Raw genomic sequence first — 25,860 nt, 5'->3', positions numbered from 1 at the left:
TCTGCGGAAGGACTCTGGATTGCTTCGCTGCGCTCGCAATGACTGCTGCTGAACCGGCAGGGCCAACTACCGTCTCTCGCAAAACTCCCTCATCGCGACCGCGACGGCTTGTGCGACCGCCTCGTGTCGCTCCGGCGAGTTCATCTCCATTTCCTCGTCGCGATTGATGATCGAGCCCGCCTCGAGCAGCACGGCGGCGCTTCGCGTGCGCGACAGCACGACCAGCCCGTCATAGCGGTAGACGCCGACATCCTTGTCGAGCAGCTGGCGCCGGTAGCGGCCCATCACCGGCAGCGTGTACTGGCTGGCATAGTGCAGGCCCTGCTGCTTCAATTGCCGGCCGATCATCCTGGCCAGCATCAGGCTGGCGGCAAAGTGCGGATTCTGCCGCGACACGAACAGCGAGTGGCCCGAAAAGCGATCGCTGAAATAGCTCTTTGCGCCGTCGAATTCCCAGGTCTCGAGCAGCTTGTCCGGCACCGAATCATGATGGACCGACAGGAACAGATCGGCGCGGCCTTCGTTTGCAGCGCCGACGCGCTTGAACAGGCTCGGCCGTGCCTTGCCGTCGGTGACGAGCAGGCGGGTTGCGGCAAAGCCCTCGGCCTTGAGCTTGGCCGTGATGAGCCGGGCGAGGCGGAAGTTGAAGCCGAACTCCGGATCGTTGCGTGCGCTCAATGCACCGTAGGAGTCCGGCGTGTGGCCGACATCCACGACGATCCGGAATTTGGGCGTCTCGCACTTGAATGAAGGTGAGGGTTTCGGCTCATGTCTCGCACTCTTGCGCGCGATAGCAGCCTCGCCGGCCGTGACGAATGCAAGCGATGACAGAACGATCGAGGCGACCAGCCCGACGATGACGCTCCGCAGGTGCCTCAAGCGCTACTCCGCTGCTGCTCACGCATGCCGGTGCCGGGACCGCTTTCGGTGAGGAAGTTGTAGTCTTTCGGGACGAAAGATGACGCGACCTTCGGCGGTGCTTTTTGCTTTTGATCACCTTGACGCAGGGAGGTCCGAGCGTCAACGCGCGGTCTGACCCAGGGCGCCCCCTGTCTTGGGCGATCAGGCCGACCATCGCGTCGGCAGCTAAGTATTTGAGACGAAATGAAAATGCCGATTGTGTCGTTGCGCGATGCGGCACTGGCAATCGCGCGATTCCCGCGCTCGCGGAGATTGTCGGCGACTGTTGCGGCGGAGCGACGGACGAACGCGCAACTAGCCGGTATTTAGGGCGGGTTTGAATTCGAATCGTCCATTGAATGTCTACGGGGTCAAATGAAGAAACTCGCATTCGCAACCGCCGCTCTGATGGCGCTGTTCACAGGCGCGGCGTCGGCCGCTGACCTTGCAGCCCGACCCTACACCAAGGCACCCGCAATCGCCCCCATCTACGACTGGAGCGGCTTCTACGTCGGCATCAACGGCGGTGGTGGCTGGGCCGACAAGTGCTGGGATATCTACAACGATGCCGGCTTCACCGTTGCGCCGCCCTTCCGGGAAGGCTGCCACAATGCGAGCGGCGCCACCGTCGGTGGTCAGGTCGGCTATCGCTGGCAGGCCACCAATTGGGTGTTCGGTGTTGAGGCGCAGGGCAACTGGGCCGACTTCACCGGCTCCAATTCCAGCTTGTTCTACGGCAATTTCACCAACCGATCCGAGGTTGATGCGCTCGGCCTATTCACCGGCCAGGTCGGCTACAGCTGGAACAACGTTCTCTGGTACGTGAAAGGCGGCGCCGCCGTCACCCGCGACAAGTACGAGGGCGTGATCACCAGCATCGGCTTGGTGTTTGATCGCGCCACCGAGACCCGCTGGGGCGGTGTCGTAGGCACCGGCATCGAATTCGGTTTCGCGCCGAACTGGTCGCTGGCGCTCGAATACGATCACCTGTTCATGGGCCATCGCGACATCACCTTTAGCTCGTCGATCGTTCCGGGGGTCACGCGCGGTGATACGATCCGCCAGGATGTCGACATTGTCACCGCCCGCATCAATTACCGCTTCGGTGGCCCGATCGTCGCCAAATACTGACTTTGGCACTTCTTCGACAAACGAAGCCCCGGTCTCGCGTCCGGGGCTTTCCTTTGCGCGAAGCTGACTGATTGATGTTGGTCTCCCGAGCCCGGCCCATTAGACCGGCCGCTCTCCCTTCACCGTCACGCGCGTGCCCGAGCGTGTGTGCGGCCAGTAGTCCCACATCGCGCGGTGCTGGGTGCAGCGGTTGTCCCAGAAGGCGATGGCGTTCTCGGTCCAGCGGAAGCGGCACTGGAACAGCGGGTTCTCGGCGTGCTGGTAGAGATAGGCGAGCATTGCGTCGCTCTCGTCGCGCGGGATGCCGTTGATGTGGCGGGTGAAGCCGCGGTTGACGTAGAGCGCTTTCTTCGCCGTGACCGGATGGGTGCGCACCACGGGATGCTCGGCATGGGGATAGGAGGGACGATCGGCGACGCCATACTTGGCGTAAAGGCCGCGATAGATCGGCTCGCCATCGTGCAGCGCCGTCAGGCCATCGAGATAGGCTTTCATGCGCTCCGACAGCGCCTCATAGGCCGCGTACATGTTGGCAAACAGCGTGTCGCCGCCGCGGGGCGGGCATTGCTTGATGTAGAGGATCGAGCCCATCGGCGGCTCGAGATCGCAGGACACGTCGGAGTGCCAGCCCTCGCCATTGGCGCGCGGCGAGTTCTTGTCCGCATAGATCTTCATCAAGGCGGGGTCTTCGTCCTCATGCGGGGCGGCGGGATGAAAATGCAGCTCGCCGAACTTGCGGCCGAAGGCGAGATGCTGCTGCGGCGTGATGTGCTGGTCGCGGAAGAAGATGACGAGGTTCTCGGCGAGCGCGCGGTGGATCTCGTCCATCTGCCGGTTGGAGCGGGCATCGTCCGAGACGAGCTTGCCGATATCAACGCCGGAGATTTCCGCGCCGATGATGGGGGTGAGCTTCTCGACGACGATGGTCTCGTACGGCGCGCCGTCTTCAGCGGTGTGACGATAGCGCGGGCCCTGCTTGCCGGCGAGTGAGCTCATGGCGTGTCTCCCGATCGTTCTTGATTGGGAGCCATCGTAGCAACGTAGGGCGGGTTAGCGAAGCGTAACCCGCCACCTCGCGCCCGCAAAAAATAGGCGGGTTAGGCTGTGCTAACCCGCCCTACGATTCCGATGTTGAGGAGCGCCTACTCTGCCGCAGGCGCCGGCACCTTGGCGCCTTGGCCGTAGCGCTGGTCGATGTAGTCGATCACCAGCGCCTTGAAGTCGGCGGAGATGGTCGGGCCGCGCAGCGTGCGGAACTTCTTGCCGTCGACGAAGACGGGCGCGGCCGGCGCTTCGCCGGTGCCGGGCAGCGAGATACCGATATTGGCGTGCTTGGACTCGCCGGGGCCGTTGACGATGCAGCCCATCACCGCGACGTTGAGCTCTTCCACGCCGGGATATTTGGTCTTCCAGGTCGGCATCTCGTCGCGGATGAAATCCTGGATCGAGCGGGCCAGCTCCTGGAACGTGGTCGAGGTGGTGCGGCCGCAGCCGGGGCAGGCGGCAACCAGCGGCACGAAAGTGCGGAAGCCCATGGTCTGCAGGAGCTCCTGGCCGACCTGCACCTCGCGGGTGCGGTCGCCGCCGGGCTCGGGCGTCAGCGAGATTCGGATGGTGTCGCCGATGCCCTGCTGCAAGAGGATGCCGAGCGCGGCCGAGGACGCAACGATGCCCTTCGAGCCCATGCCGGCCTCGGTGAGACCGAGATGGATGGCGTAGTCCGAACGGGACGCGAGATCCTGATAGACCGCGATGAGATCCTGCACCGCCGAGACTTTTGCCGAGAGGATGATGCGGTCCTTGGGCATGCCGAGCTCTTCGGCGCGCGCCGCCGAGAGCAGCGCCGACTGCACCATGGCCTCGCGCGTCACCGCGCGCACGTCGCGCGGATTGGGCGAGGCCGCGTTCTCGTCCATCAGCTTGGTCAGAAGCTCCTGGTCGAGCGAGCCCCAATTGGCGCCGATGCGCACCGGCTTGTTGTTCTTGTTCGCGATCTCGATGATGTCGGCGAACTGGGTGTCGCGCTTGTCCTTGAAGCCGACATTGCCGGGATTGATGCGGTATTTGGCCAGGGCCTCGGCGCAGGCCGGATAGGCCGCGAGCAGCTTGTGGCCGATATAGTGGAAGTCGCCGATCAGAGGCGTAGTGATGCCGCGCTTGGCGAGGCCGTCGCGGATGTGCGGAACGGCGGCCGCAGCCTCCTCGCGGTCCACGGTGATGCGGACCATTTCGGAGCCGGCGCGCGCGAGCGCTGCGACCTGGGCGATGGTGCCTTCGACATCGGCGGTATCGGTGTTGGTCATCGACTGCACGACGATCGGCGCACCGCCGCCCACAGCGACGTTGCCGACCTTGACCTGGGTGGTCCGATGCCGGGGCGCCGGGCCCGCAATGTCTGAATCGAGAGGGTTTTCGAGCTTGTTCATGGCGGTCCAAATATCAGGTTTTGGTGACGTTCAGCAATGCATCGCGCGGCGCCGCAACCGATGGGCTGGGACGGTTAACCAGAAAAAGCCCAGCAATTACAAGGACCGCTGCGGCCCCGAATGTCAGGCTCAGGGTGTCATGCATGATGAAATAGCTACCCACCACGCCAAACAAAGGGGTGATGAAGGTAAAAGCGGACAATTTGCTGGCCGAATAGGCCTTCACCAGCGCGAACCAAAGCGTGAACGTGGTTCCGACCACCCAGATCGCCTGGAAGGCCATCAGGCCGAGCGACAGCGGCGACGGAGTGTGGGTGATGGATTCGCCGAACAGCCAGGCCGCCAGCCCCAGGATCGGGATCGAGGTCGCGACCTGATAACCCAGGGCCTTCTCGGGCGCGGCGAAGCGCAGCCGCGTGCCCTTGGCAACCAGCGTCGTCGCGGCCCACAGCGCGGCGCCCCCGACGATCATGAGATCGCCGAGCAGAACCTGCGAATCGACATTGGGCTGGGGCACGCCGATCGCAAGCGCCACGCCGGCAAAGCTGATGGCTAGGCCGAGCCATTGCGCGCCACCGAGACGCTCGCCGAGCACCTGGTAGGAGCCGAGCGCCACGAAGAACGGCGCGGTGTAGAGGAACACCACCGCACGAGAAGCAGACGTGAAGTGCAGCCCCTGGAAGATCAACACGAACTCGATGCCGAACATCAGCCCGGCGATCAGGCCGGGCTTCCAGGTGCCGTCACGTTCGAAGAATTTGACGCCGCGAAAGGTGCCGATGAGGAACAGCACCGGCAGCGCGCCCATCGAGCGGATGGTGGCCTGGAGCATCGGCGGAATGTCCGGCAGCACCAGCTTCACCGCGATCTGGTTGAATCCCCAGGTCAGGCATAGCATGAGCATCAGGGCGATGGCGCCGGCACTGAGGGGACGGCCGGCGGACGGTATGGCTTGAGGTGCGGACATTTCTTCCCAAAAATCCGGCTTTGCGCCGTTGTTGCTTCAAGACATTTTCTGACAATGCGTGCAGACGCCCGTGATCTCCACCACAGACAGCTTTGGCGCGAAGCCTGAGCTGCGCGCGGCGGCGTTGAGGTCCTTGGCGAAGGACGCCGAGGAGATCTCGCCGACCAGGCCGCAGCGCTCGCAGATCAGGAACGCCACCGCGGAGGTCGAATCGTGGTCGTGGGCTGCGCAAGCGAGATAGGCGTTGCGGCTTTCGATGCGATGCACGAGGCCGTTGGCCATCAGGAAGTCGAGCGCACGATAGATCGTGATCGGTGCCGGCCGCGCCATCGACTTGGCAAGCTCGTCGATGATTTCGTAGGCGCCGAGCGGGCGGTGGCTGGAGAGCAAGGCACCCAACACCTGGCGGCGGATCGGCGTGAATTTCTGCGCGCGCTGCTGGCAGACCACCTCGGCATGCGCAAGCGCGTCCGCGGTGCAGCGGCCGTGATCATGGTCGGGCGCGGGGAATGCCGGCTTTGCGAGGCTCATGTCGCCGTCTTCTAGCATTTCGGCGGGGGAACCCAAAGCACGACGAGCCGTCCGGCTGCCAGCCATGCTCCTCCCGCGGGACAGCACCGCGCCCCCGGTCCGTGAATTAATCATAAGCTTGCTTATAATATTCAAGCTTATTGGAGACCACGCTCATGACGCGCGGGTCGGTCGACCAGAATTTCCTGTTCACGCTCGGTGAGCTCTATCGCCTCTTGCGCGTCTATGCCGACAAGGAGGCCTCGCGCTTCGGCATCACCCGGGCGCAATGGGCGGTGCTGGCCAAGGTGGAGCGCAGCGAGGGCATGAAGCAGTCCGAGCTCGCCGAGCTCCTGGAGATGCAGCCGATCACGCTGACACGGCTGATCGACAAGCTCTGCGACAACGACTGGATCGAGCGCCGCAGCGACGCTTCGGATCGCCGGGTCAAGCGCCTGTACCTCAAGAAGGCCGGGCGGCAATTGCTCGGCCGCATGAGCGGCCTGAAGTCGGAGCTGACGGCGAACGCGCTCGACGGCATCAATCCGGCGGACGCGCACCGCCTCCTCACCCAGCTCGAAACCATCAAGGAAAACGTGCGAACCGCGATCCAGGCATCCGGCGCGGAGCAAGCACGCAAGGAGCAGCGCCATGGCTGATCAGGTCGTCAAGTTGCAGCCCGAGCAGAAGAGCGACAGCGGCAAGCCGACCAAGAAGGCCGGCACCGATCCGCGCCGCCGCCTGCTGGCGGGCCTGCGCCGCTATCGCCGTTTCCTGCTCCTGGTCGTGCTGCCTGTCATCGTCGCCATCGGCGGCATCACCTTCTATCTGCATGGGGGCCGCTATGTCGGCACCGACGATGCCTATGTCGGCGCACAGAAGGTGCTGGTGACACCCGACATCTCCGGCAAGATCCTGAAAGTCATCGTCAAGGAAGGCCAGTCGGTCAAGCGCGGCGACGAACTGTTCGAGATCGACCCGGTTCCTTTCCGCCTCGCGGTCGAGGAGACCAAGGCGCAGCTCGCGCAGGCGCGCACGACCTATGACAACCTCGTCGCCAACATCAAGATCTACGGCGACATGTTGGGCCTCGCCCAGCAGGGCATCGATCTGAAGCAGCGCGACGTCGAGCGCAAGCAGGCGCTGGTGAAGAACAATTTCGGCTCCCAGCTCGATCTCGACAACGCCTCCAACGCACTGGTCACCGCCGGGGCGCAGGCGCAGTACATCAAGCAGCAGCTCTCCAACGCAACGACCCAGCTGCTCGGCAACCCTGATCTGCCGCTCGAGCAATTCCCGCCCTACGCTCAGGCAAAAGCCAAGCTGGATGACGCGCAGCGCAACCTCGACCACACCGTGCTGCGCGCGCCGATGGATGGAGTGGCGACGCAGGTCGAGCAGATTCAGCTCGGCCGCTATGTGCCCGCCGGCACGCCGGTGTTCTCCATCATCGACGTCGCCCATCCCTGGGTCGACGCCAATCCGAAGGAGAGCGACCTCACCTATGTCACCGAAGGCCAGTCCGTCACGCTCGAGGTCGACGCGTTCCCCAACCATGTCTTCAAGGGCAAGATCGGCTCGCTCTCGCCCGGCACCGGCGCGCAATTCGCGATCCTGCCGCCGCAGAACGCCATGGGCAATTTCGTCAAGGTGGTGCAGCGTGTGCCGATCCGCATCTATTTTGACGAGACCGACAAATATGTGCGGAAGCTGAAAGCCGGCATGAGCGTCTACGCCACCATCGACACCGGTCATCGGCGGTCGCTTGCCGGCCTGCTCGGCCTGTCCGCGACCGCGGGCCAGGATAAAGAATAAGACAAGGACTGGCGCGATGTCCGGCCCCAATGCCAGCCTGATGGTCCCCGGCCTGCGCCGGAACATGGTGACGATCTGCGCCATGACCGCGACCATCATGCAGGCGCTCGACACGACCATCGCCAATGTCGCCCTCCCCTACATGCAGGGCACGCTGTCGGCCTCGCAGGACCAGATCAACTGGGTGCTGACCTCCTACATCGTCGCCGCCGCGATCATGACGGCGCCGGTGGGCTGGATCGCCAACCGCTTCGGCCGCAAGCGCATCTTCATCATCTGCTCGGCCGGCTTCACCATGGCATCGGTGCTGTGCGGCCTCGCGCAGGACATCAACCAGATGGTGCTGTTCCGCCTGCTGCAGGGCGTGTTCGGCGCAGCGCTGGTACCGCTGTCGCAATCGGTCATGCTCGACTATTACACGCTTCAGGAACGCGCCAAGGCGATGGCGATCTGGGGCATGGGCGTGATGATGGGTCCGATCATGGGACCGTCGCTGGGAGCCTGGCTCACCGAGACCTATTCCTGGCACTGGGTGTTCTTCGTCAACCTGCCGTTCGGCATCATCACCGTGCTCGGGCTGGTCGTCTTCATGGACGAGACCAGGAAGGATTTCAGCCTCAAATTCGACTGGTTCGGCTTCGCCGCGCTGGCGGTCGCGATCGGCGCGCTCCAGCTCGCGCTCGACCGCGGTGAGCAATTGGGCTGGCTGGAATCGAACGAGATCCTCGCCGAGTTCATCGTCTCGGCCGTCGCGTTCTACTTCTTCCTCGCGCATTCCTTCACGACCTCGACCCCGTTCATCCGCTTCGCCCTGTTCCGGGACCGCAACTTCGTCACCGGCTGCCTGTTCATGATCGTGATGGGGCTCGTCCTGTTCTCGACCATGGCACTCGCCTCGCCCTACATGCAGAACGTGATCGGCTATCCCATCATCACCGCCGGCCTGCTGCTGGCGACCCGCGGCATCGGCACCTTCTTCGCCATGATGCTGGTCGGCCGCATGATGCGTTATATCGAGGCGCGCACGCTGATCATCTGCGGCCTGACGCTGACGGCGGGCTCGCTGTTCCAGATGACCGGCTGGACCGATCTGACCCAGGTGCCGGAGATCGTCACGGTCAGCGTCATCCAGGGTTTTGGCTTCGGCCTCGTCTTCGTGCCGCTCTCGACCGTGGCGTTCCTGACACTGTCGAACGAGCTGCGCACCGACGGCACCGCGATGCTGACCCTGATGCGCAACGTCGCGAGCTCGGTCGGCATTTCCGTCGTGATCGCGCAATTGACGCAAGGCACGCGATGGACCTACGCGATCCTGTCCGAGCACATCAATCCGTTCAACCACGCGCTGCAGATGCCCGGCGTCAGCGGCATCATCAATCTGTCGACCGACACCGGCCGCGCCATGGCCGACAGAATGGTCAACGTGCAGGCGCAGATCATCGCCTTCGCGCACGACTACCAGCTGGTGATGCTCTTCATCCTCTGCACCATCCCGCTCGCTTTGCTGATCGGCTCGACCAAGGCGACGCTGCGCAAGCAGGCGGCGGGGCCGGAGCATGCGGTGATGGAGTAGCGGATCTCGGGCCCCGGACGCAGCGCAGCGCTACACGTTGCACCGCGTCCGGGACACAACAGCGCTACAACAGCTCCTCGCAGCCCAAATCATCCACGGCCGCAAACGCCCGCTCCAGATTGTTCCACCAGATCAGCGGCGGGATGTTGATGCTCCACTGCCAGACCGGCCGCGTGATCTGCCAGAGCACCGCCCAGCGATAGTCGCGGTCGAGCGCTCCGCGCGAATAGCCGGTGATGCCGCTCTCGACCAGCGTGTCGTGGTAGAGATTGAGCAGCAGCCGTTCGAGCGCCTGCCGGCGTTCCGGATACCAATGCATCGCCATCATGTAGGCGAGATCGTGCGTCGGAACGTCGATGCTCCAAAGATCGAAATCGAAGATGCGCACGGTGTCATCGATTCCCGTGCGCGGCAGCAGGAAATTCCAGACATGGGCATCGCCATGCGTGATACTGAGGTGGCGGCGTGAATGGTAACGCTGGGACAGCCGCTCCGACTGATCGATGAGCCGACGATAGAGGATCCGCCGTTCCTCGCTGAGGCGATCGCCGAGAAGATCGGCAAAGCGGTCGTAATGCCCCGCGAACGTCTCCATGCGTTGCGCGCTGTCCTCCACGCTGGCCCAGGTGCCGAGGGTCTCGCCGAGGCTCGGATGGTCCCACCAGGCTGCATGCCAGCGCGCCAGCGTCGTGACGATGGCGAACGTCTGCTCACGCGACGGCGGCACCGGCCAGGCCGTCGCGATCTCGTGGCTGTCGGTGAGATCTTCCAGGAGCAGATGCCAGGCGAAGCTGTCCTCGTCGAAATGCCCATCAAAGCAGCGCGGCACGAGTCCCGGCGGCATCTGCGGCACCAGCTGCGTGTAATAGCCCACCTCGCGCCGGCCGCCATTGGCGAGGCGCTTGGCGAAAGCGGCATTGGGCGTCTTGAGGATCAGCGACTGCGGAGCACCGGCGGACTCGCCGACATAGCGCAGCCCGAGCCTGACGATATGCGACACCACTGTGTCGCGCTGATGCAGCACCTTCACCTCGCGGACGGCGCCTGCATCCAGCGCGCCGCCCCGGCGCAGCGCGGCCGTCAGTCGGGCGGGCTCAACGACCGCCGGCAATTGTGGAGATGTCATGAACCACGATGCCCCTGTCCCGCGTCATACTGCACGATCACATGCCCGGGCACCAGCGGCTGCCGCCGGCTCAGGCTGCGGCGGTCGAGTCGCGCACCGTCCGCACAACAATCGCGCGCAGTTGATCGAGATTGGCCGTCATCCCGGCGATCGCCTGCCTCACATCCGCGGCGCGCTGGTTGACGGAGGCGGCATCGCGGCTGACGTCGCCGATCTTGGCCGAGACCTCCTGTGCGGCGGAGGCCGATTCGGAAATCGACCGCGTGATCTCCCGGGTCGCGGCATCCTGCTGTTCCATTGCGGCAGCGACCGATGTCGCCACGCCGTCGATCTCGATGATGTGGCCTCCCATGGCCTCGACGGCGTCGACCGCGGCCTGCGTCGAGGCCTGGATCTCTGCAATCAGCCGGCCGATCTCCTCGGTGGACTTGGCAGTCTGGTCGGACAGGGACTTCACCTCGGCGGCAACCACCGCGAAGCCGCGGCCGGCCTCGCCGGCGCGCGCCGCCTCGATCGTCGCGTTGAGCGCGAGGAGGTTGGTCTGGCCTGCGATGCCGCCGATGAGATCGGAGACCTCCGCGATCTTCTTCACCGATCCGGCCAGCGCCTGAATGGTCGAACGCGCCTGCTCGCGGCCGGCGACGGCCGATTTGGTGACGGTGCTGGTCCGCGCGACCTGGCTCGTGATCTCGCGGATCGAGGCGCTCAACTCTTCGGCCGCAGCGGAGACGGCCTGCGAGCTGCCGAGCGCCTGGGTCGAGGCCGCCGCCACCGCCTGCGACTGCGCAGAGAGCGACTTTGCGATCTCAGAGAGGCCGGAGGCGGCTTGCTCCACGCCCTGCGTCGCCGCAGTCGCGGTATCGACCGAGCGGCCGGTCTCGCGCTCGACCGTTTCGGCCATCTGGTGCAGGGCGGAGCGCTTGGCGAGCGCCGCCGCCCGTTCCTGCCGCAACTGCTCCTCGCGCAGACGGGAGTTCTCGACCGCCGCCTGCTTGAACACCACAAGCGCACCCGCCATCGAGCCGACCTCGTCCTGGCGCTGCGCGAACGGAATGTCGGCGGCGAGATCGCCGGTCGCGAGCTTCTGCATCGTGTCCGTCATGCGCACGATCGGGCGCACCACGCCGAGGGCAACACCCAGCAGGCCGGCGGTAACGAAGGCGAGGACGGCGATCGAGACGCCGAGGAGGATATAGAGCATCGCGCTGTCGCGGTCCGCGGCCAGCTTCTCCATGGCGGCATTCCGCTTGTTGGCACTCTCGACGATGCTGTCGATGACGGCGCGATGCGCGGTATAAGCCTCCTTGAGCTGCGCATAGACGCGCTCGGAAGCCGCCTCGTCCTTGGCCTTGAGGGCGGGCAGAAGCTGATCCGAAGCCTTCCAGAATTTCTGCACCTCCGCATCGGATTTCGACACCAGCGCGGTCTTAAGGTCGGCCGAGAGGCTGGAGGAGACCCAGAACGCCTTGCGCTCGTCGTAGTCCTTGCGGAGCTGGACCAGACGCTCGCCGTGGGCCGCCAGCTGATCCGGCTCGCGCATGGCCAGCGTCGCCTCGAGATAAGCTTCGATGATGTATTCGGGCGGCGGCAGGATGTCGGCGATGAGGTCGTTGCCGAGCTTGATGTCGGAATAGAGCGGACCGCCGACCTTGAGCTCTTTTAGGGCGTACAGGCTGGTCGAAACAACGGCGGCGAAACCAATGGCGAGAACGATGCCAAACGCGACGATCGCAGAGGACAAGGACAGACGAAATTTCATGAAACAATCCAGGTCGGCGTCGAAACTGCGGCCACCCTAGACGACTACGGTAAATACGGGATTGATTCGCGCCGGAATTGTATTTCACGACCCCCGCATGAATACGGAGATTAGGCGTCAAGTCATCGGTATTGAGTCAGCGAGGCTGACGCACAACCGCGCAAAATCAACGTTCGAGTCTGATGCGGCAACGCAGCACCGGCTCCAATGCGCCGAATGAGATATGTGTGCCGAGGAGCAGGCCTCCCCGGCACGCCCTGCCCTCATACGTCGAAGAACACCGTCTCGTTGTCGCCCTGCAGGTGCAGGTCGAGCCGGTAGACCGGCTTGCCGGCCTCGCGGACCGCAGTGAGCGTGGCGCGGCGGTCAGCCGGCACCAGCGCCAGCACGGGATCGGCGGCGTTGCCGGCCTCGTCGCTGAAATAGATGCGGGTGTAGAGATGCCTGAGCATGCCGCGGCCAAACACCGCAAGCAGGATGTGCGGCGCCTGCGGCTTGCCCTCAGGATCCGGCACCGCGCCCGGCCTGATGGTCTCGAAAGAATAGTTGCCGTCCTTGTCGGTGCCGCAGCGGGCAAAGCCGCGGAAGCTCGCATTCGGCAGCGCGCGCTTGTCCTGGGGATCGGCGAAGCGGCCCTGCGCATCCGCCTGCCAGATCTCCAGCATGCAATCGGGGACGGCCACGCCGTCGCCATCGAACACCCGGCCCTCGATGCGGATGCGATCGCCGGTGACATCGGGCGTCAGCGTCGAATTGGTGAACGCGTCGTTCCAGGCGTACTCGCCGGTCGGCGTCAGGCCGTATTTGAAGAACGGACCGACCGTCTGCGATGGGGTGATCCCGTCGGGCTTCGCGGACTCTTGCACTTAATGGTTCTCCATGGGGGTGGCGTCCTTGCCGCGCAGCACGATGTCGAAGCGGTAGCACAGCGCCCATTCGGGCTGCGTATTCTCCAAGTCGAACGACGAGACCATCCGCGCCCGCGCCTTCTCGTCCGGCACCGAGTTGAAGATCGGGTCGAACGGGAACAAGGGGTCGTTCGGGAAATACATCTGCGTCACCAGGCGCGTGACGAAGGAATGGCCGAACACCGACAGATGGATGTGCGCAGGCCGCCAGGCGTTGTGGTGATTGCCCCAGGGATAGGCGCCGGGCTTGATGGTGACGAAGCGATAATAGCCGGACGCATCGCTCACGGTGCGGCCCGCGCCGGTGAAATTCGGATCGAGCGGCGCCGGATGCTGATCGCGGACGTGGACATAACGGCCGCAGGAATTGGCCTGCCAGATCTCGACGAGCGAGTTCGGCACGCCGCGGCCGTCCTCGTCGCGCACATGGCCATGCACGATGATGCGCTCGCCGAGCGGCTCGCCCGCGTGCTGGCGGGTGAGATCGTTGTCGCCCTCGCGCACGGTCTCGTGGCCGTAGACCGGCCCGGTCAGCTCCGACAGCGTATGGGGCATCGGAATCAAGGGCTTGTTCGGCGCGCGCTTGATCGAGCTCTTGTAGTCGGGCGACAGCGGCAGCGGATGCGCCGCGTTGCTGCCGGTGGGATAGATGAATGTCATTGGCGAACTCCTCCCCGGCCGTTTTCGGTCCGGCCGGTCAACTCTTCCGCCAATCATTATAGGATATAACTAATTTGGGAAAGCCGGTTTGGCGGCGTTCCCGCGCATGGCAGCCGGCCGCTGCTACCTGATCGGCGCACGCGGAAGCACGGCCTCTCCGGCCTCGAGCCGGTAGGTATGGTCGAGCGAATACCAAGGCAACGAGGCGTCCTTCGCCGTCGGATGCGGCGTATCGTGGCGCACGAACTTGCCGATCAGCGCCTGCGTCACACCGAACTGCACGTCGCTGTCGATATGGGGGTCGCTGGGATCATAGACCTGCGAGATCAACACCTTGAATCCCGGCTTGAAGATCAGGGCATGCAGATGCGCGGGACGATAGGGGTGGCGGCCCTGCGCCGCGAGCAGGCGGCCGACGACACCATCGGTCGGAATGGGATAGCCGACCATCATCACCGAGCGGAAGGAAAAGCGCCCGTCAGAATCGGTCGTGAACTTGCCGCGCAGGTTCATGTCGGCCTGCTCGGGGTCCTGGTTCTCGTAGAGGCCGACCGGCGAGGCGTGCCAGACATCGACCTCGGCACCGGCGACCGGCCGGCCGTCCTGATCGACGACGCGGCCGCTGACCAACAGCGTGGCTCCCGGTGTCTCCGAGCGCACGATCGATCCGCCATTCTCGACCCGGGGCGAATTCAACCGCCAGAACGGGCCGAGCAATGATTGATCGGTCTCCGTATTGCCCTGATCGCCGTTGTTGAGCAGGCACACCAGCGAGGAGACGCCGAGCGACCCCGCCATCAGCACGACTTCGTTATGCGTGTCGGTGGTCAGCTTGCCGAGCTCGGCCACGATCGCCGCGGCGTCGCGGAACTCCTTCTCGGTCAGCCTGACATCGCGGACGAAGGCATGCAAATGCTTGACCAGGGAGAGCATGATCTCGCGCAGCCGCGGATCGGATGTCCGCTCCATTACCGCCAGGGCCGCGGCCGTGACGTCCTTCTCGCGCTCGATGATCACAGGCTATTCTCCCTGTCTTTCCGGAACGCGAGAGAAATGCGCGAGCCCGGGCTCTTCGCCTATCCCCGCAAAGAGCGGGGAGAGGCGAAGGAGAGAGTTCAATTCAGCTTTTCGATCGCGACCGCGACGCCCTGGCCGACGCCGACGCACATCGTGGCGAGTGCGAGCTTGCCGCCGCGCTTCTCCATGCCGTGCACGGCGGTGAGCGCGAGGCGGGCGCCGCTCATGCCGAGCGGATGGCCGAGCGCGATGGCACCGCCATGCGGATTGACGAAATCGGCGTCATCGGCGACGCCGAGCTGGCGCATGCAGGCGATGCCCTGCGAAGCGAAAGCTTCGTTCAGCTCGATCAGGTCGAAATCGCTGATCTTCTTAGCCAGCCGTTCCATCAGCTTGCGGGTCGCCGGCACCGGGCCGATGCCCATGATCCGCGGCGGCACGCCGGCCGAGGCGAGCCCGAGGATGCGGGCGCGGGGCGTCAGGCCGTGCTTCCTGACCGCGGCTTCCGAGGCCAGGATCATGGCGGCGGCGCCGTCATTGACGCCGGAGGCGTTGCCGGCCGTGACGGTGCCGGGATTGCGCACGATCGGCTTCAGTTTTGCCAAACCTTCCAGCGTGGTCTCAGGACGCGGATGCTCGTCCTTGTCGATGGTGATCGGGCCGGCCTTGCCGCCGGGAATGGTGATGGGCGTGATTTCTTCCGCGAAATAGCCGGCGGCGATCGCTGCGCCTGCGCGCTGCTGCGAGCGGATGGCGAAGGCGTCCTGGTCCGCGCGCGAGACCTGGAACTCCTCGGCGACGTTCTCGCCGGTCTCCGGCATCGCATCGACGCCATACTGCGCCTTCAGCAGCGGATTGATGAAGCGCCAGCCGATCGTGGTGTCGAAGATTTCGGCCGAGCGCGAGAAGGCTTCCTGCGCCTTGCCCATCACGAAGGGCGCGCGGGTCATCGATTCGACGCCGCCGGCAATCGCGAGATCGATCTCGCCGGAACGAATGGCGCGGCCCGCGGCGCCGACCGCATCGAGGCCCGAGGCGCAGAGCCGGTTCAGAGTCTGGCCGGGAACCGAATCCGGCAGGCCCGCCAGCAGCAGCGCCATGCGCGCGACGTTGCGATTGTCCTCGCCGGCCTGGTTGGCGCAGCCGAAGAACACCTCGTCCACCTGTGCCCAATCGAGATTGGGGTGCTTGGCCATCAGCGCCTTGATCGGGGCGGCGGCGAGATCGTCGGCGCGCACCTTGGCGAGCGAGCCGCCGAAACGGCCGATCGGGGTCCGCACGGCATCGCAGATAAAGACGTCACGCATCGTTGTTCTCCCTGAATGCCGCGATCCGGCCAAATTCTTCAATGTCGGCGGAGTTTTAGGAGGGCGCCCGCGGCAGGTCAATTGACGGTTTCGCGGAGCAGACGTCATTCCGGGGGGCGCCATTTGGCGCAAACCCGGAATCCATTTGTCGGCGTGACGTGCGGCCCGATGGATTCGGGGCCTGCGCCGTTCCGGCGCATCCCGGAATGACGGCGGAAAATGTGGCAGCCGCATGCGCTACACGGACAACGTGGAAAACCTTCGCTTCCCCGGCAAAGCAAATAGGAGCAGGTGCCGAAATTTTGTAGGTTGCGCCGCCCATGACGATGCAACAGCCGATACAAGTTCCGCCCGCCGATGACACGCCCGCGCCGCAGGCCGAGGCTGCCGCGCGCGTCACGCCGATGATGGAGCAGTATCTGGAGATCAAGGCGGCGCATCAGGGCTTGCTGCTGTTCTACCGGATGGGCGACTTCTACGAGCTGTTCTTCGAGGATGCCGAGATCGCCTCGAGGACGCTCGGCATCGTCCTGACCAAGCGCGGCAAGCACCAGGGCGCGGATATCCCGATGTGCGGCGTGCCGGTCGAGCGCTCAGAGGATTATCTGCATCGTCTCATCAGCGCCGGGCATCGGGTCGCGGTCTGCGAGCAGACCGAGGATCCTGCCGCGGCGAAAGCGCGCGGCAACAAGAGCGTGGTACGCCGCGGCGTGGTGCGGCTGGTGACGCCTGGCACGCTGACCGAGGACACGCTGCTGGATGCACGCGCCAATAATTACCTGCTGGCGATCGCGCGCGCCCGCTCCTCCGCCGGCGGCGACCGCTTCGGCCTTGCCTGGATCGACATCTCGACGGCCGAATTCATGGTCACCGAGGTCTCGGGCGGCGAGCTCGCCGCGACGCTGGCGCGCATCAACCCGAACGAGGCGATCGTCACCGACGCGCTCTTTGGCGACAACGAGCTCGGCCAGACCTTGCGGGAGCTGCCGGCCGTGACGCCGCTGACCCGCGACGTCTTCGACGGCGCCACCGCGGAGAAGCGGCTCTGCGACTACTTTGCCGTCGCGACCATGGACGGGCTCGCGCAGCTGACGCGACTGGAGGCCACCGCGGCGGCCGCCGCCGTCACCTATGTCGACCGCACCCAGGTCGGCAAGCATCCGCCGCTGTCGCCGCCCGCGCGCGAAGCCTCGGGTGCGACCATGGCGATCGACCCGGCGACGCGCGCCAATCTCGAGCTGACGCGCACGCTCGCCGGCGAACGCCGCGGCTCGCTGCTCGACGCGATCGACTGCACCGTGACCTCGGCAGGCTCCCGCCTGCTGGCGCAGCGTCTGGCGGCGCCGCTGACCGATGCGCCGGCGATCGCCCGGCGGCTGGACGCGGTCAGCACCTTCGTGGCCGATTCCGCCGCGCGCGAGGACATCCGCAGCATCCTGCGCGGCGCGCCCGACATGTCGCGCGCTCTGGCCAGACTCTCGGTCGGCCGCGGCGGGCCGCGCGACCTCGCCGGCATCCGCGACGGCATCATCGCCGCCGACCAGGTGCTGACGCGGCTCGCCGAAATGGATCAGCCGCCGCAGGAAATCGCGGCGGTGATGGCGGCGCTGCAGCGGCCGTCGCGCGCCCTCGCAGCCGAGTTCGCCAGCGCGCTCGACGAGCAGCTGCCGCTGATCAAGCGCGACGGCGGCTTCGTGCGCCAGGGCTACGAGCCGGCGCTCGACGAAGCGCGCAACCTGCGCGATGCCTCGCGCCTCGTGGTCGCCTCGATGCAGGCGCGCTACGCCGATGCGACCTCCGTCAAGGGTCTCAAGATCCGGCACAACAACGTGCTCGGCTATTTCGTCGAGGTCACCGCCCAGCACGGCGACAAGCTGATGTCGCCGCCGCTGAACGCGACCTTCATCCATCGCCAGACGCTGGCGGGACAGGTGCGCTTCACCACCGCCGAGTTAGGGGAGATCGAGGCCAAGATCGCCAATGCCGGCGACCGCGCGCTCGGCCTCGAGCTCGAGATCTTCGAGCGGCTCTGCGGCAAGGCGCTCGCGATTAGCGACGATCTGCGCGCCGCGGCGCAAGGCTTTGCGCTGCTCGACGTCGCGACCTCGCTGGCCAAGCTCGCCGTGGACGAGAACTATGAGCGGCCCGAGGTCGACGGCTCGCTCAGCTTTGCGATCGAGGCCGGCCGCCATCCCGTGGTCGAGCAGGCGCTCAAGCGCAACGGCGAGCCGTTCATCGCCAATGCCTGCGACCTCTCTCCCGCGCCGGCGCAGAAGTCAGGCCAGCTCTGGCTGCTCACCGGTCCCAACATGGCCGGTAAATCGACCTTCCTGCGCCAGAACGCGCTGATCGCCTTGATGGCCCAGATCGGCAGCTTCGTGCCGGCGACGCGGGCGCGGATCGGCATCGTCGACCGCCTGTTCTCGCGCGTCGGCGCCGCCGACGATCTCGCCCGCGGCCGCTCCACCTTCATGGTGGAGATGGTCGAGACCGCGGCGATCCTGAACCAGGCCGGCGAGCGCTCGCTCGTCATCCTCGACGAGATCGGCCGCGGCACCGCGACCTTCGACGGCCTCTCGATCGCCTGGGCCGCGATCGAGCATCTGCACGAGAGCAACCGCTGCCGCACATTGTTCGCGACGCATTATCACGAGCTGACTGCGCTCGCGGCCAAGCTGCCGCGCATGTTCAACGCCACGGTGCGGGTGAAGGAATGGCAGGGTAACGTCGTGTTCCTGCACGAGGTGCTGCCGGGCTCGGCCGACCGCTCCTACGGCATCCAGGTGGCGAAACTCGCCGGCCTGCCGCCGGCGGTGATCACGCGCGCCAAATCGGTGCTGTCCAAGCTGGAGGCGCAGGACCGCGGCCAGACCGCACGAGCCCTGGTGGACGATCTGCCGCTGTTCGCTGTCCCTTCGCGCGCCGCCACTGAAGCCGCGCCGCCGAGCGAAGCGGAGCTGCTCATGGAGGCGGTGAAGGCGCTGCACCCCGACGAGATGTCGCCGCGCGAGGCGCTCGATGCTCTGTATGCGCTGAAGGCGAAGCTGCCGAAGCAGTGATGGTGCCGTAGGGCGGGCGAAGCGGAGTGTGCCCACCGCTCCATGAAGCGATCGGGGAGAGATGGTGGGCACGGCGCGCAAAGAGCGCACCTTTGCCCACCCTACAATTCCGAGCCCGGCCTAGCCCCGCGCCGCGATCGCCGCGGCTTCCGCGGCGGCGCGCTGCATACTGGTCGACATCTCGTTGGTCACCGTGCTCTGCTCCTCGATCGCGGCAGCGGTCGAGGTCACGTACTCGCTGACATTGTTGATCGCCTGCTTGATCGAGCCGAGCGCGCTGACGACGTCGCCGGAGATGCTGTTGAGACTGCCGATCTCCTGGCCGATCTTGTCGGTCGCCTGCTTGGCCTGGTTGGCGAGGCTCTTGACCTCGGAAGCGACCACCGCGAAGCCGCGGCCGGCCTCGCCCGCGCGCGCCGATTCGATCGTGGCGTTGAGCGCGAGCAGGTTGATCTGCCCCGTGATGTTGTTGATCATCTCGACGATGCCGCTCATCGCCTGCGCGGCCTCGGTGAGGCGCTGGGCCTGCGCGTCGGCGGCGCCGACCTGCTCGACCGCGCCCATCGCGGTCTCGCGCGACTTGGTCATGGCCTCGGAGATCTCCCGCACCGAGGCGTTGAGCTCCTCCGAGCCGGCGGCGACCGATTCCATCATGCCCCGCACGCGCTCGTTGCCCATGCGGACCAGGACCTGCTTGGTGACGTCGGTGGCGTATTTCACGACCTTGAACGGCTTGCCGTTGAGGTCGAGGATCGGATTGTAGGAGGCCTGGATGTAGACCTCCTTGCCGCCCTTGCCGATGCGCTTGTACTCCGCCGCCTGGTACTCGCCACGATTGAGCACGGCCCAGAACTCGCGATAGCCGGCACCGTCGCGCTCGGAGGGCTCGACGAACATGCTGTGGTGGCGGCCCTTGATCTCGGCCAGCGAATAGCCGAGCGCGCCGAGGAAGTTGGCGTTGGCGGTGATGATCGTGCCGTCCATGTTGAACTCGATCACGGCCTGGGCCTTGTCGATCGCCGCGATCTGGCCGGCGAGATCGGCATTCTTCAGCTTCTCCGCGGTGACGTCGGTCGCGAACTTGACCACGCCGTACGGCTTGCCGTTTTCGTCGAGCAACGGATTGTAGGAGGCAAGGATCCAGACCTCGCGGCCGCCCTTGCCGATCCGCTTGAACTCGCCGGCTTGGTATTCGCCGCGGTTGAGCGCGGCCCAGAATTCGCGATAGGCCGGGCTGTTTCGGTCGGCCTCGGCCACGAACAGGCTGTGATGCTTGCCCTTGATCTCGTCGAGCGAATAGCCGAGCGCCTTGCAGAAATTCTCGTTGGCCGAGAGGATGGTGCCGTCGAGCTTGAACTCGATGACGGCCTGGGCGCGGCTGATGGCAGCGATCTTGGAGGCGTCCGTCATGCTGCGGATCTTCTTCGCGGTGATGTCGGTCGCAATCTTGGCGACCATCACCGTCTTGCCGTTGCCGTCGAGCACCGGATTGTAGGATGCTTCGATCCAGACCTCGCGGCCGTCTTTCGCGATCCGCTTGAACTCGCGCGCCTGATACTCGCCACGGTTCAATGCGGCCCAAAACGCCTTGTACTCGGCGCTGTCGCGCTGGTCGGCCGGCACGAACATCGAGTGATGCTTGCCCTGGATCTCCTCGAGCCGGTAGCCGAGTGCGTCGAGAAAATTCTTGTTGGCCGTGATGATCGTCCCATCAAGATTGAATTCGATCATCGCCTGCGAACGGCCGATGGCATCGAGCCGCGATTGTGCATCAGTGTGGAATTTACGGCCGAACATCAGGAAATCTCCATCTCGAATTGAGCCGAAGGGGGATATGCTCGTCAGTATCGAGGAACTGATCGCGCAGCAGTGCTGACATATTCCAATCTGCGTCTCCCCCAGATCCGATTGGAAGGTCCGTCGCGATGGTCGGACAGCAACGAAGCGGGCGAGCAGCCTGATTCTTTACGGCAAAAGCTCGAACAAAGTTCTAATTTTACTGTCGGGAATTCGACGGGGGTTATCAGCATGTCAGCGCGAGGAGCCGCTGGAGCTCACACCGGAACAGTACGGCAGGACTTGAAATGATGGCGCTCATTCAACGGTTGATCCGAGCGGGCCACATCGGCTTCTCGCGACGTCGCGTCGCGCATATCCGTAGTCTCACGGCATCGGCCGCGTGCGGCGCAAGGCGCGCCGTCCTATTCTCCACAGCGTCAGATTCCATGCCACGCAAGTTGCGAGCGCGAGGCACAAGCCGGCGGCGGAGCCGAACCACACGACTGCAACGTGCAGGACCGCAATCGCCATGCCAAATCCGAGCAGGCCCCAGGCGGAGTTGGCGAGCACGGCAGCGGTCGGCGGTCCACCGATGCGCGGATGCAGGATGACCATGATGCTGGAGAACACCACGGGAAAGAGTGCAATGATGCCGCTGATGCGCGGGCCGACCCAACTCGATGTCGAAACCACGATGGCGACAAGGGTCGCAACCAGCGCAGCGCGCATCGGCACATCGTACCAGCGGCGCGTCACCAGCGGCATCTTCGCATGGCGATAGCGCGCGAGCAGTGGAATGCAGATGCCGAACGCGATCAGATTGGCGGCGAGCCCCGCGGCGAGCGACCAGTCGAACTGGCGGATGATCGAGGCCATCCCGATCCATACCGCGAAAGCGCTGCCGCAGCTCACCACGAGAGTGTGCCGCTGCGACAGCACAACGTAAGTGAGGCACATCAAGATCGTTGCCGCATTGACCGGCAGGCTCGCCAGCGCGCCCTGGGCGACGAACGCGGCGTCATGATCGATCGCAAGGAAGACGTAGGACGGCCCGGCCGAGACCGGCAGGGTCGCGATCAGCGCGCCGATCACGGGTCCCGAGCGTTCGGTGATGATCGATGCCGTCACCACGAACGCCGCCGCGATCGCCATGCGCAGGAGCAGGAAGAGAAGGAAGTGGAGATCGAGGGACATTTTATCTGTCATTCCGGGGCGCGCGAAGCGCGAGCCCGGAATCCATAACCACAGGCCATGGTGGCTTAAGAGCTAGGAGCAACGACCGTCCGAAAATCCCGACGGCCGGGGATTATGGGTCCCGGGCTCGCGCCAAGCGGCGCGCCCCGGGACAACACCAATCGGTGGAATGACGACCTGCGTCTTACATCCTTTGCATCGACACCGAAACCTTCGGGCCGTTCTTGATGGTCTGATAGACCACGCAATACCGCTCGGTGAGCTTGAGCAGCAGATCGAGCTTGTCCTGCGGCGCTGACGTGTCGACCTCGAAGCGCAGGCGGATCTCGGCGAAGCCGACCGGGGTCTCCTTGTCGATGCCGAGCGTGCCGCGGAAATCGAGATCGCCCTCGGCATAGACGTTGCCGGTCTTCAAGGGCACCTCGATCGCGGTCGCGACCGATTTCAGCGTGACGCCGGCACAGGCGACCAGGGCTTCGAGCAGCATGTCGCCGGAGCAGAGCTCGAGGCCGGAACCGCCTGTGCCCGGATGCAGGCCGGCCATCGCGATAGCGCGGCCGGTCTCGACCTTGCACGCAATGCCTTCGCTATCGGTGGAGCCCTTGGCCTTCAGCGTGATCAGCGCAGCCTTGGGATCGGTCTTGTAGCGCTCCTTGATCGGGGCCTGCATCTGGCGCAGCTCTGCAGCGTCCATCTTGTTCTCTCCCGGGGATATCGACGAGCGGTATAGAGCGCGATTGGTTTTGTGTCAGCCCATGATTGGTGGAGGCAGTCATGACCAGCCGGGATCCAGGAGAAAAATCTGAGCACATTCATGACGTTACCCCAGGCGCCGATATCGGTATCGAAGCCGATTCATCTGCGTGGCGAAACTCGCCGGTCGTCCCTTGCGAATGTCTCGTGACAGCGCCTGTCACCTCTTATATCCGGTAAGACATGGACAGCGTCGCGACTGAGCAGAAGCCACAGGTGGACGAGCGCTTCGATACCGCACGGATCACCGCCGCGGTCGATGCGCTTGCCGAGAAGCACGAGGGGCGCGAGGACGCGTTCCGCACGGCGATGGCGCTATTGCTCAAGGCGGAGCTGATCGCGGCGCGCGCCGCCGCCCAGGCGATCCTTCTGAAGGACCGCCACGGCCGCCGCTGCGCCGAGCGGCTGTGCCACGTGCAGGACGAGATCATTCGCATCCTGTATTCGGCCGCGACGCGCCATCTCTACCGCTCGCCGATCCCGAGCGGCGCCGAGCGCATGGCGGTGGTGGCGACCGGCGGCTACGGCCGCGGCCTGATGGCGCCGGAATCGGACATCGATCTGCTCTTCATCCTGCCCTACAAGCAGACCGCCTGGGGCGAGCAGGTCGCCGAAGCGATCCTCTATTGCCTCTGGGACATGGGGTTGAAGGTCGGCCACGCCACGCGATCGGTCGATGAATCGATCCGGCAGGCGCGCGGCGACATGACCATCCGCACCGCGATCCTGGAGACGCGCTTCCTCACCGGCGACAAGCCGCTCTATGACGAGCTGGTCGAGCGCTTCGACAAGGAGGTGGTGCAGGGCACCGCGTCCGAATTCGTCACCGCAAAGCTCGCCGAGCGCGAGGAGCGCCACCGCCGCGGCGGCCAGTCGCGTTATCTGGTCGAGCCCAACGTCAAGGACGGCAAGGGGGCCTTGCGCGACCTGCACACACTGTTCTGGATCGCCAAATACGTCTACCGCGTCCGCGACACCCACGAGCTGGTCGGGCGCGGCGTGTTCGACGCGCAGGAATATCGCACCTTCCGCCGCTGCGCCGACTTCCTCTGGTCGGTGCGCTGCAATCTGCATTTTTACTCTGGTCGCGCCGAGGAGCGCCTCTCCTTCGATCTCCAGCGCGAGATCGCGATACGTCTCGGCTACACCTCGCATCCGGGCATGCAGGACGTCGAGCGCTTCATGAAGCACTACTTCCTGGTCGCCAAGGAAGTCGGCAACCTCACCGCCATCCTCTGCGCCAAGCTCGAGGACCAGCAGGCCAAGCCCGCGCCGGTGCTGAGCCGGGTGATGGCGCGGCTGCGACCGAGCGCAGTGAAGCGGCGCGTCCCCGACAGCGACGACTTCATCGTCGACAACAACCGCATCAATGTTGCCGCGCCCGACGTGTTCAAGCACGACCCGGTCAATCTGATCCGCATCTTCCGCCTCGCGCAGAAGAACAACCTTGCCTTCCATCCGGATGCGATGCGCGACGTGACGCGCTCGCTCGGCCTGATCAATGCGGGCTTGCGCGAAAATCCCGAGGCCAACCGGCTGTTCATGGAGATCCTGACCTCGGACAATGCCGAGATCGTGCTGCGGCGGATGAACGAGACCGGCGTGCTCGGTCACTTCATCCGCGCCTTCGGCAAGATCGTCTCGATGATGCAGTTCAACATGTATCATCACTACACCGTCGACGAGCACCTGATCCGCTGCATCGGCTTCCTCCAGGACATCGAGCGCGGCGGCATCGAGGAGTTCGCGCTGGCGAGCGACCTGTTCCGCAAGATCCGGCCCGAGCACCGCGCGGTGATCTACATCGCAACGCTGCTGCACGACGTCGCCAAGGGCCGTCCCGAGGACCACTCCATCGCCGGCGCCAAGGTGGCGCGGCGGCTCTGCCCGCGGCTCGGCTTCAGCCCGGCCGATACCGAGCTCGTGGCCTGGCTGATCGAGGAGCACCTGACGATGTCCACAGTCGCGCAGTCGCGCGACCTCTCCGATCGCAAGACCATCGAGAATTTCGCTGCCGTGGTGCAGTCTGTGGAGCAGATGAAGCTCTTGACCATCCTGACCACCGCCGACATCCGCGGCGTCGGCCCTGGCGTGTGGAACGGCTGGAAGGCGCAGCTCTTGCGCTCGCTATACTACGAGACCGAGCCGGTGCTGACCGGCGGCTTCTCAGAGGTCGACCGCGGCAAGCGCCTCGCCGCTGCGCACGCCGAATTCCGCATGGCCTTCGCCGAATGGCCGAACGACGAGCTCGACGCCTATATCGGCCGGCACTATCCGGCCTACTGGCTCAAGGTCGAGCTGCCGCGCAAGATCCGGCACGCCCGCTTCGTCCGCTCCAGCGAGCAGGCCGGCCACAAGCTCGCGATCAATGTCGGTTTCGACGAGGTGCGCGGCGTCACCGAGCTGACGATCTTCGCCGCCGACCATCCCTGGCTGCTGTCGATCATCGCCGGCGCCTGCGCCTCGGCCGGCGCCAACATCGTCGACGCCCAGATCTACACCACGACCGACGGCCGCGCGCTCGACACCATCTCGATCTCGCGCGAATACGACCGCGACGAGGACGAGGGACGGCGCGCCACGCGCATCGGTGAGATGATCGAGGACGTGCTGGAGGGCAAGCTGCGCCTGCCCGAAGTGGTGGCGCGGCGCACCGTGCGCAGCAAGGCGAAGCCTTTCGTGATCGAACCAGAGGTGACCATCAACAACCAATGGTCCGATCGCTACACCGTGATCGAGGTCTCCGGGCTCGACCGGCCCGGCCTGCTCTACGAGCTGACCACCGCGATCTCCAAGCTCAATCTCAACATCGCCTCGGCCCATGTCGCGACCTTCGGCGAGCGCGCGCGCGACGTGTTCTACGTCACCGACCTGCTGGGCGCCCAGATCAACGCGCCGACGCGCCAGGCCGCGATCAAGAGCGCGCTGACCCATGTGATGGCCGGCGACAAGGCGGTGCAGCCGGCGGCGTAGGAC

20 protein-coding genes are annotated in these 25,860 nt (G+C 65.2%); 6 read left to right on the top strand and 14 right to left on the bottom strand.

The features are described from left to right. Window positions 1–66: 66 nt before the first annotated feature. A complete protein-coding gene (locus I6F21_RS26530; RefSeq protein WP_225130537.1) occupies window positions 67–879 on the bottom strand; it encodes an N-acetylmuramoyl-L-alanine amidase in 813 nt (270 codons plus the stop codon). Window positions 880–1,275: 396 nt separating this feature from the next. Here I6F21_RS26530 and I6F21_RS26525 point away from each other — a divergent pair, with 396 nt between their 5' ends. Further along, window positions 1,276–2,031, top strand: a complete 756-nt coding sequence (locus I6F21_RS26525; protein ID WP_225183684.1) for an outer membrane beta-barrel protein — start codon at window positions 1,276–1,278, stop codon at window positions 2,029–2,031. A 99-nt stretch (window positions 2,032–2,130) separates the two neighbouring features. Here I6F21_RS26525 and I6F21_RS26520 read toward each other — a convergent pair whose 3' ends face one another. From I6F21_RS26520 to I6F21_RS26505, 4 genes are all read right to left on the bottom strand, one after another. After that, window positions 2,131–3,027, bottom strand: coding sequence for a TauD/TfdA family dioxygenase (locus I6F21_RS26520; protein WP_225183683.1), 897 nt, complete (start codon window positions 3,025–3,027; stop codon window positions 2,131–2,133). Between the two features lie 146 nt (window positions 3,028–3,173). Beyond that, the gene (gene ispG, locus I6F21_RS26515; RefSeq protein WP_036038529.1) at window positions 3,174–4,457 is read right to left on the bottom strand and encodes a flavodoxin-dependent (E)-4-hydroxy-3-methylbut-2-enyl-diphosphate synthase; all 1,284 of its coding nucleotides are present in this window, start codon (window positions 4,455–4,457) and stop codon (window positions 3,174–3,176) included. A 13-nt stretch (window positions 4,458–4,470) separates the two neighbouring features. Next, window positions 4,471–5,424: a DMT family transporter gene (locus I6F21_RS26510; protein WP_225171960.1), complete on the bottom strand. Its 954-nt coding sequence runs from the start codon at window positions 5,422–5,424 to the stop codon at window positions 4,471–4,473. Window positions 5,425–5,460: 36 nt separating this feature from the next. Next, window positions 5,461–5,955, bottom strand: a complete 495-nt coding sequence (locus tag I6F21_RS26505; protein WP_036002259.1) for a transcriptional repressor — start codon at window positions 5,953–5,955, stop codon at window positions 5,461–5,463. A gap of 155 nt (window positions 5,956–6,110) precedes the next feature. Here I6F21_RS26505 and I6F21_RS26500 point away from each other — a divergent pair, with 155 nt between their 5' ends. The 3 genes from I6F21_RS26500 to I6F21_RS26490 are packed head-to-tail and all read left to right on the top strand — an operon-like array spanning window position 6,111 to window position 9,322. Beyond that, a complete protein-coding gene (locus I6F21_RS26500) occupies window positions 6,111–6,593 on the top strand; it encodes a MarR family transcriptional regulator (protein WP_225134738.1) in 483 nt (160 codons plus the stop codon). After that, on the top strand, window positions 6,586–7,749 hold the full coding sequence (locus I6F21_RS26495) for an HlyD family secretion protein (protein WP_225183682.1): 1,164 nt from the start codon (window positions 6,586–6,588) through the stop codon (window positions 7,747–7,749). The genes I6F21_RS26500 and I6F21_RS26495 overlap by 8 nt, the downstream gene beginning before the upstream one ends. Window positions 7,750–7,765: 16 nt before the next feature. Then, the gene (locus tag I6F21_RS26490; RefSeq protein WP_249782035.1) at window positions 7,766–9,322 is read left to right on the top strand and encodes an MDR family MFS transporter; all 1,557 of its coding nucleotides are present in this window, start codon (window positions 7,766–7,768) and stop codon (window positions 9,320–9,322) included. A gap of 64 nt (window positions 9,323–9,386) precedes the next feature. Here I6F21_RS26490 and I6F21_RS26485 read toward each other — a convergent pair whose 3' ends face one another. From I6F21_RS26485 to pcaF, 6 genes are all read right to left on the bottom strand, one after another. Further along, on the bottom strand, window positions 9,387–10,448 hold the full coding sequence (locus I6F21_RS26485; protein WP_036002268.1) for a phosphotransferase: 1,062 nt from the start codon (window positions 10,446–10,448) through the stop codon (window positions 9,387–9,389). 70 nt (window positions 10,449–10,518) lie between these two features. Continuing rightward, window positions 10,519–12,207: a methyl-accepting chemotaxis protein gene (locus tag I6F21_RS26480; RefSeq protein WP_225183681.1), complete on the bottom strand. Its 1,689-nt coding sequence runs from the start codon at window positions 12,205–12,207 to the stop codon at window positions 10,519–10,521. 263 nt (window positions 12,208–12,470) lie between these two features. After that, window positions 12,471–13,073 carry a protocatechuate 3,4-dioxygenase subunit alpha gene (gene pcaG / locus I6F21_RS26475; protein WP_225175146.1) on the bottom strand — a complete coding sequence of 201 codons (603 nt, stop codon included), beginning with the start codon at window positions 13,071–13,073 and terminating at the stop codon, window positions 12,471–12,473. Further along, complete coding sequence (pcaH, locus tag I6F21_RS26470) at window positions 13,074–13,775, bottom strand: protocatechuate 3,4-dioxygenase subunit beta (RefSeq protein ID WP_109142086.1); 702 nt, start codon at window positions 13,773–13,775, stop codon at window positions 13,074–13,076. 123 nt (window positions 13,776–13,898) lie between these two features. Beyond that, window positions 13,899–14,792 (bottom strand): dioxygenase, encoded by an 894-nt coding sequence (locus I6F21_RS26465; protein WP_225183680.1) that lies wholly within the window; start codon window positions 14,790–14,792, stop codon window positions 13,899–13,901. Between the two features lie 98 nt (window positions 14,793–14,890). Then, entirely contained in the window at window positions 14,891–16,099 is a 1,209-nt protein-coding gene (gene pcaF, locus I6F21_RS26460) for a 3-oxoadipyl-CoA thiolase (RefSeq protein ID WP_036002283.1), read from the bottom strand. 320 nt (window positions 16,100–16,419) lie between these two features. Here pcaF and mutS point away from each other — a divergent pair, with 320 nt between their 5' ends. Continuing rightward, window positions 16,420–19,158, top strand: a complete 2,739-nt coding sequence (gene mutS / locus I6F21_RS26455) for a DNA mismatch repair protein MutS (RefSeq protein ID WP_225113302.1) — start codon at window positions 16,420–16,422, stop codon at window positions 19,156–19,158. Window positions 19,159–19,278: 120 nt separating this feature from the next. On the opposite strand, the gene I6F21_RS26450 is transcribed toward mutS, so the two are convergent. The 3 genes from I6F21_RS26450 to I6F21_RS26440 all read right to left on the bottom strand — a co-directional run bounded on the left by I6F21_RS26450 (window position 19,279) and on the right by I6F21_RS26440 (window position 22,825). Further along, window positions 19,279–20,955, bottom strand: a complete 1,677-nt coding sequence (locus I6F21_RS26450) for a PAS domain-containing methyl-accepting chemotaxis protein (protein ID WP_225183679.1) — start codon at window positions 20,953–20,955, stop codon at window positions 19,279–19,281. Between the two features lie 366 nt (window positions 20,956–21,321). Continuing rightward, window positions 21,322–22,131, bottom strand: a complete 810-nt coding sequence (locus I6F21_RS26445) for a hypothetical protein (protein WP_036002311.1) — start codon at window positions 22,129–22,131, stop codon at window positions 21,322–21,324. A 184-nt stretch (window positions 22,132–22,315) separates the two neighbouring features. Next, window positions 22,316–22,825 (bottom strand): OsmC family protein, encoded by a 510-nt coding sequence (locus I6F21_RS26440; RefSeq protein WP_036002314.1) that lies wholly within the window; start codon window positions 22,823–22,825, stop codon window positions 22,316–22,318. 242 nt (window positions 22,826–23,067) lie between these two features. Here I6F21_RS26440 and I6F21_RS26435 point away from each other — a divergent pair, with 242 nt between their 5' ends. Then, entirely contained in the window at window positions 23,068–25,857 is a 2,790-nt protein-coding gene (locus I6F21_RS26435; protein ID WP_109142080.1) for a [protein-PII] uridylyltransferase, read from the top strand. Window positions 25,858–25,860: the final 3 nt, after the last annotated feature.

Source organism: Bradyrhizobium sp. NBAIM03, from assembly GCF_020194055.1.
Taxonomy (GTDB): Bacteria; Pseudomonadota; Alphaproteobacteria; order Rhizobiales; family Xanthobacteraceae; genus Bradyrhizobium; species Bradyrhizobium yuanmingense.
This window is presented reverse-complemented; position numbering and strand designations above follow the sequence as displayed.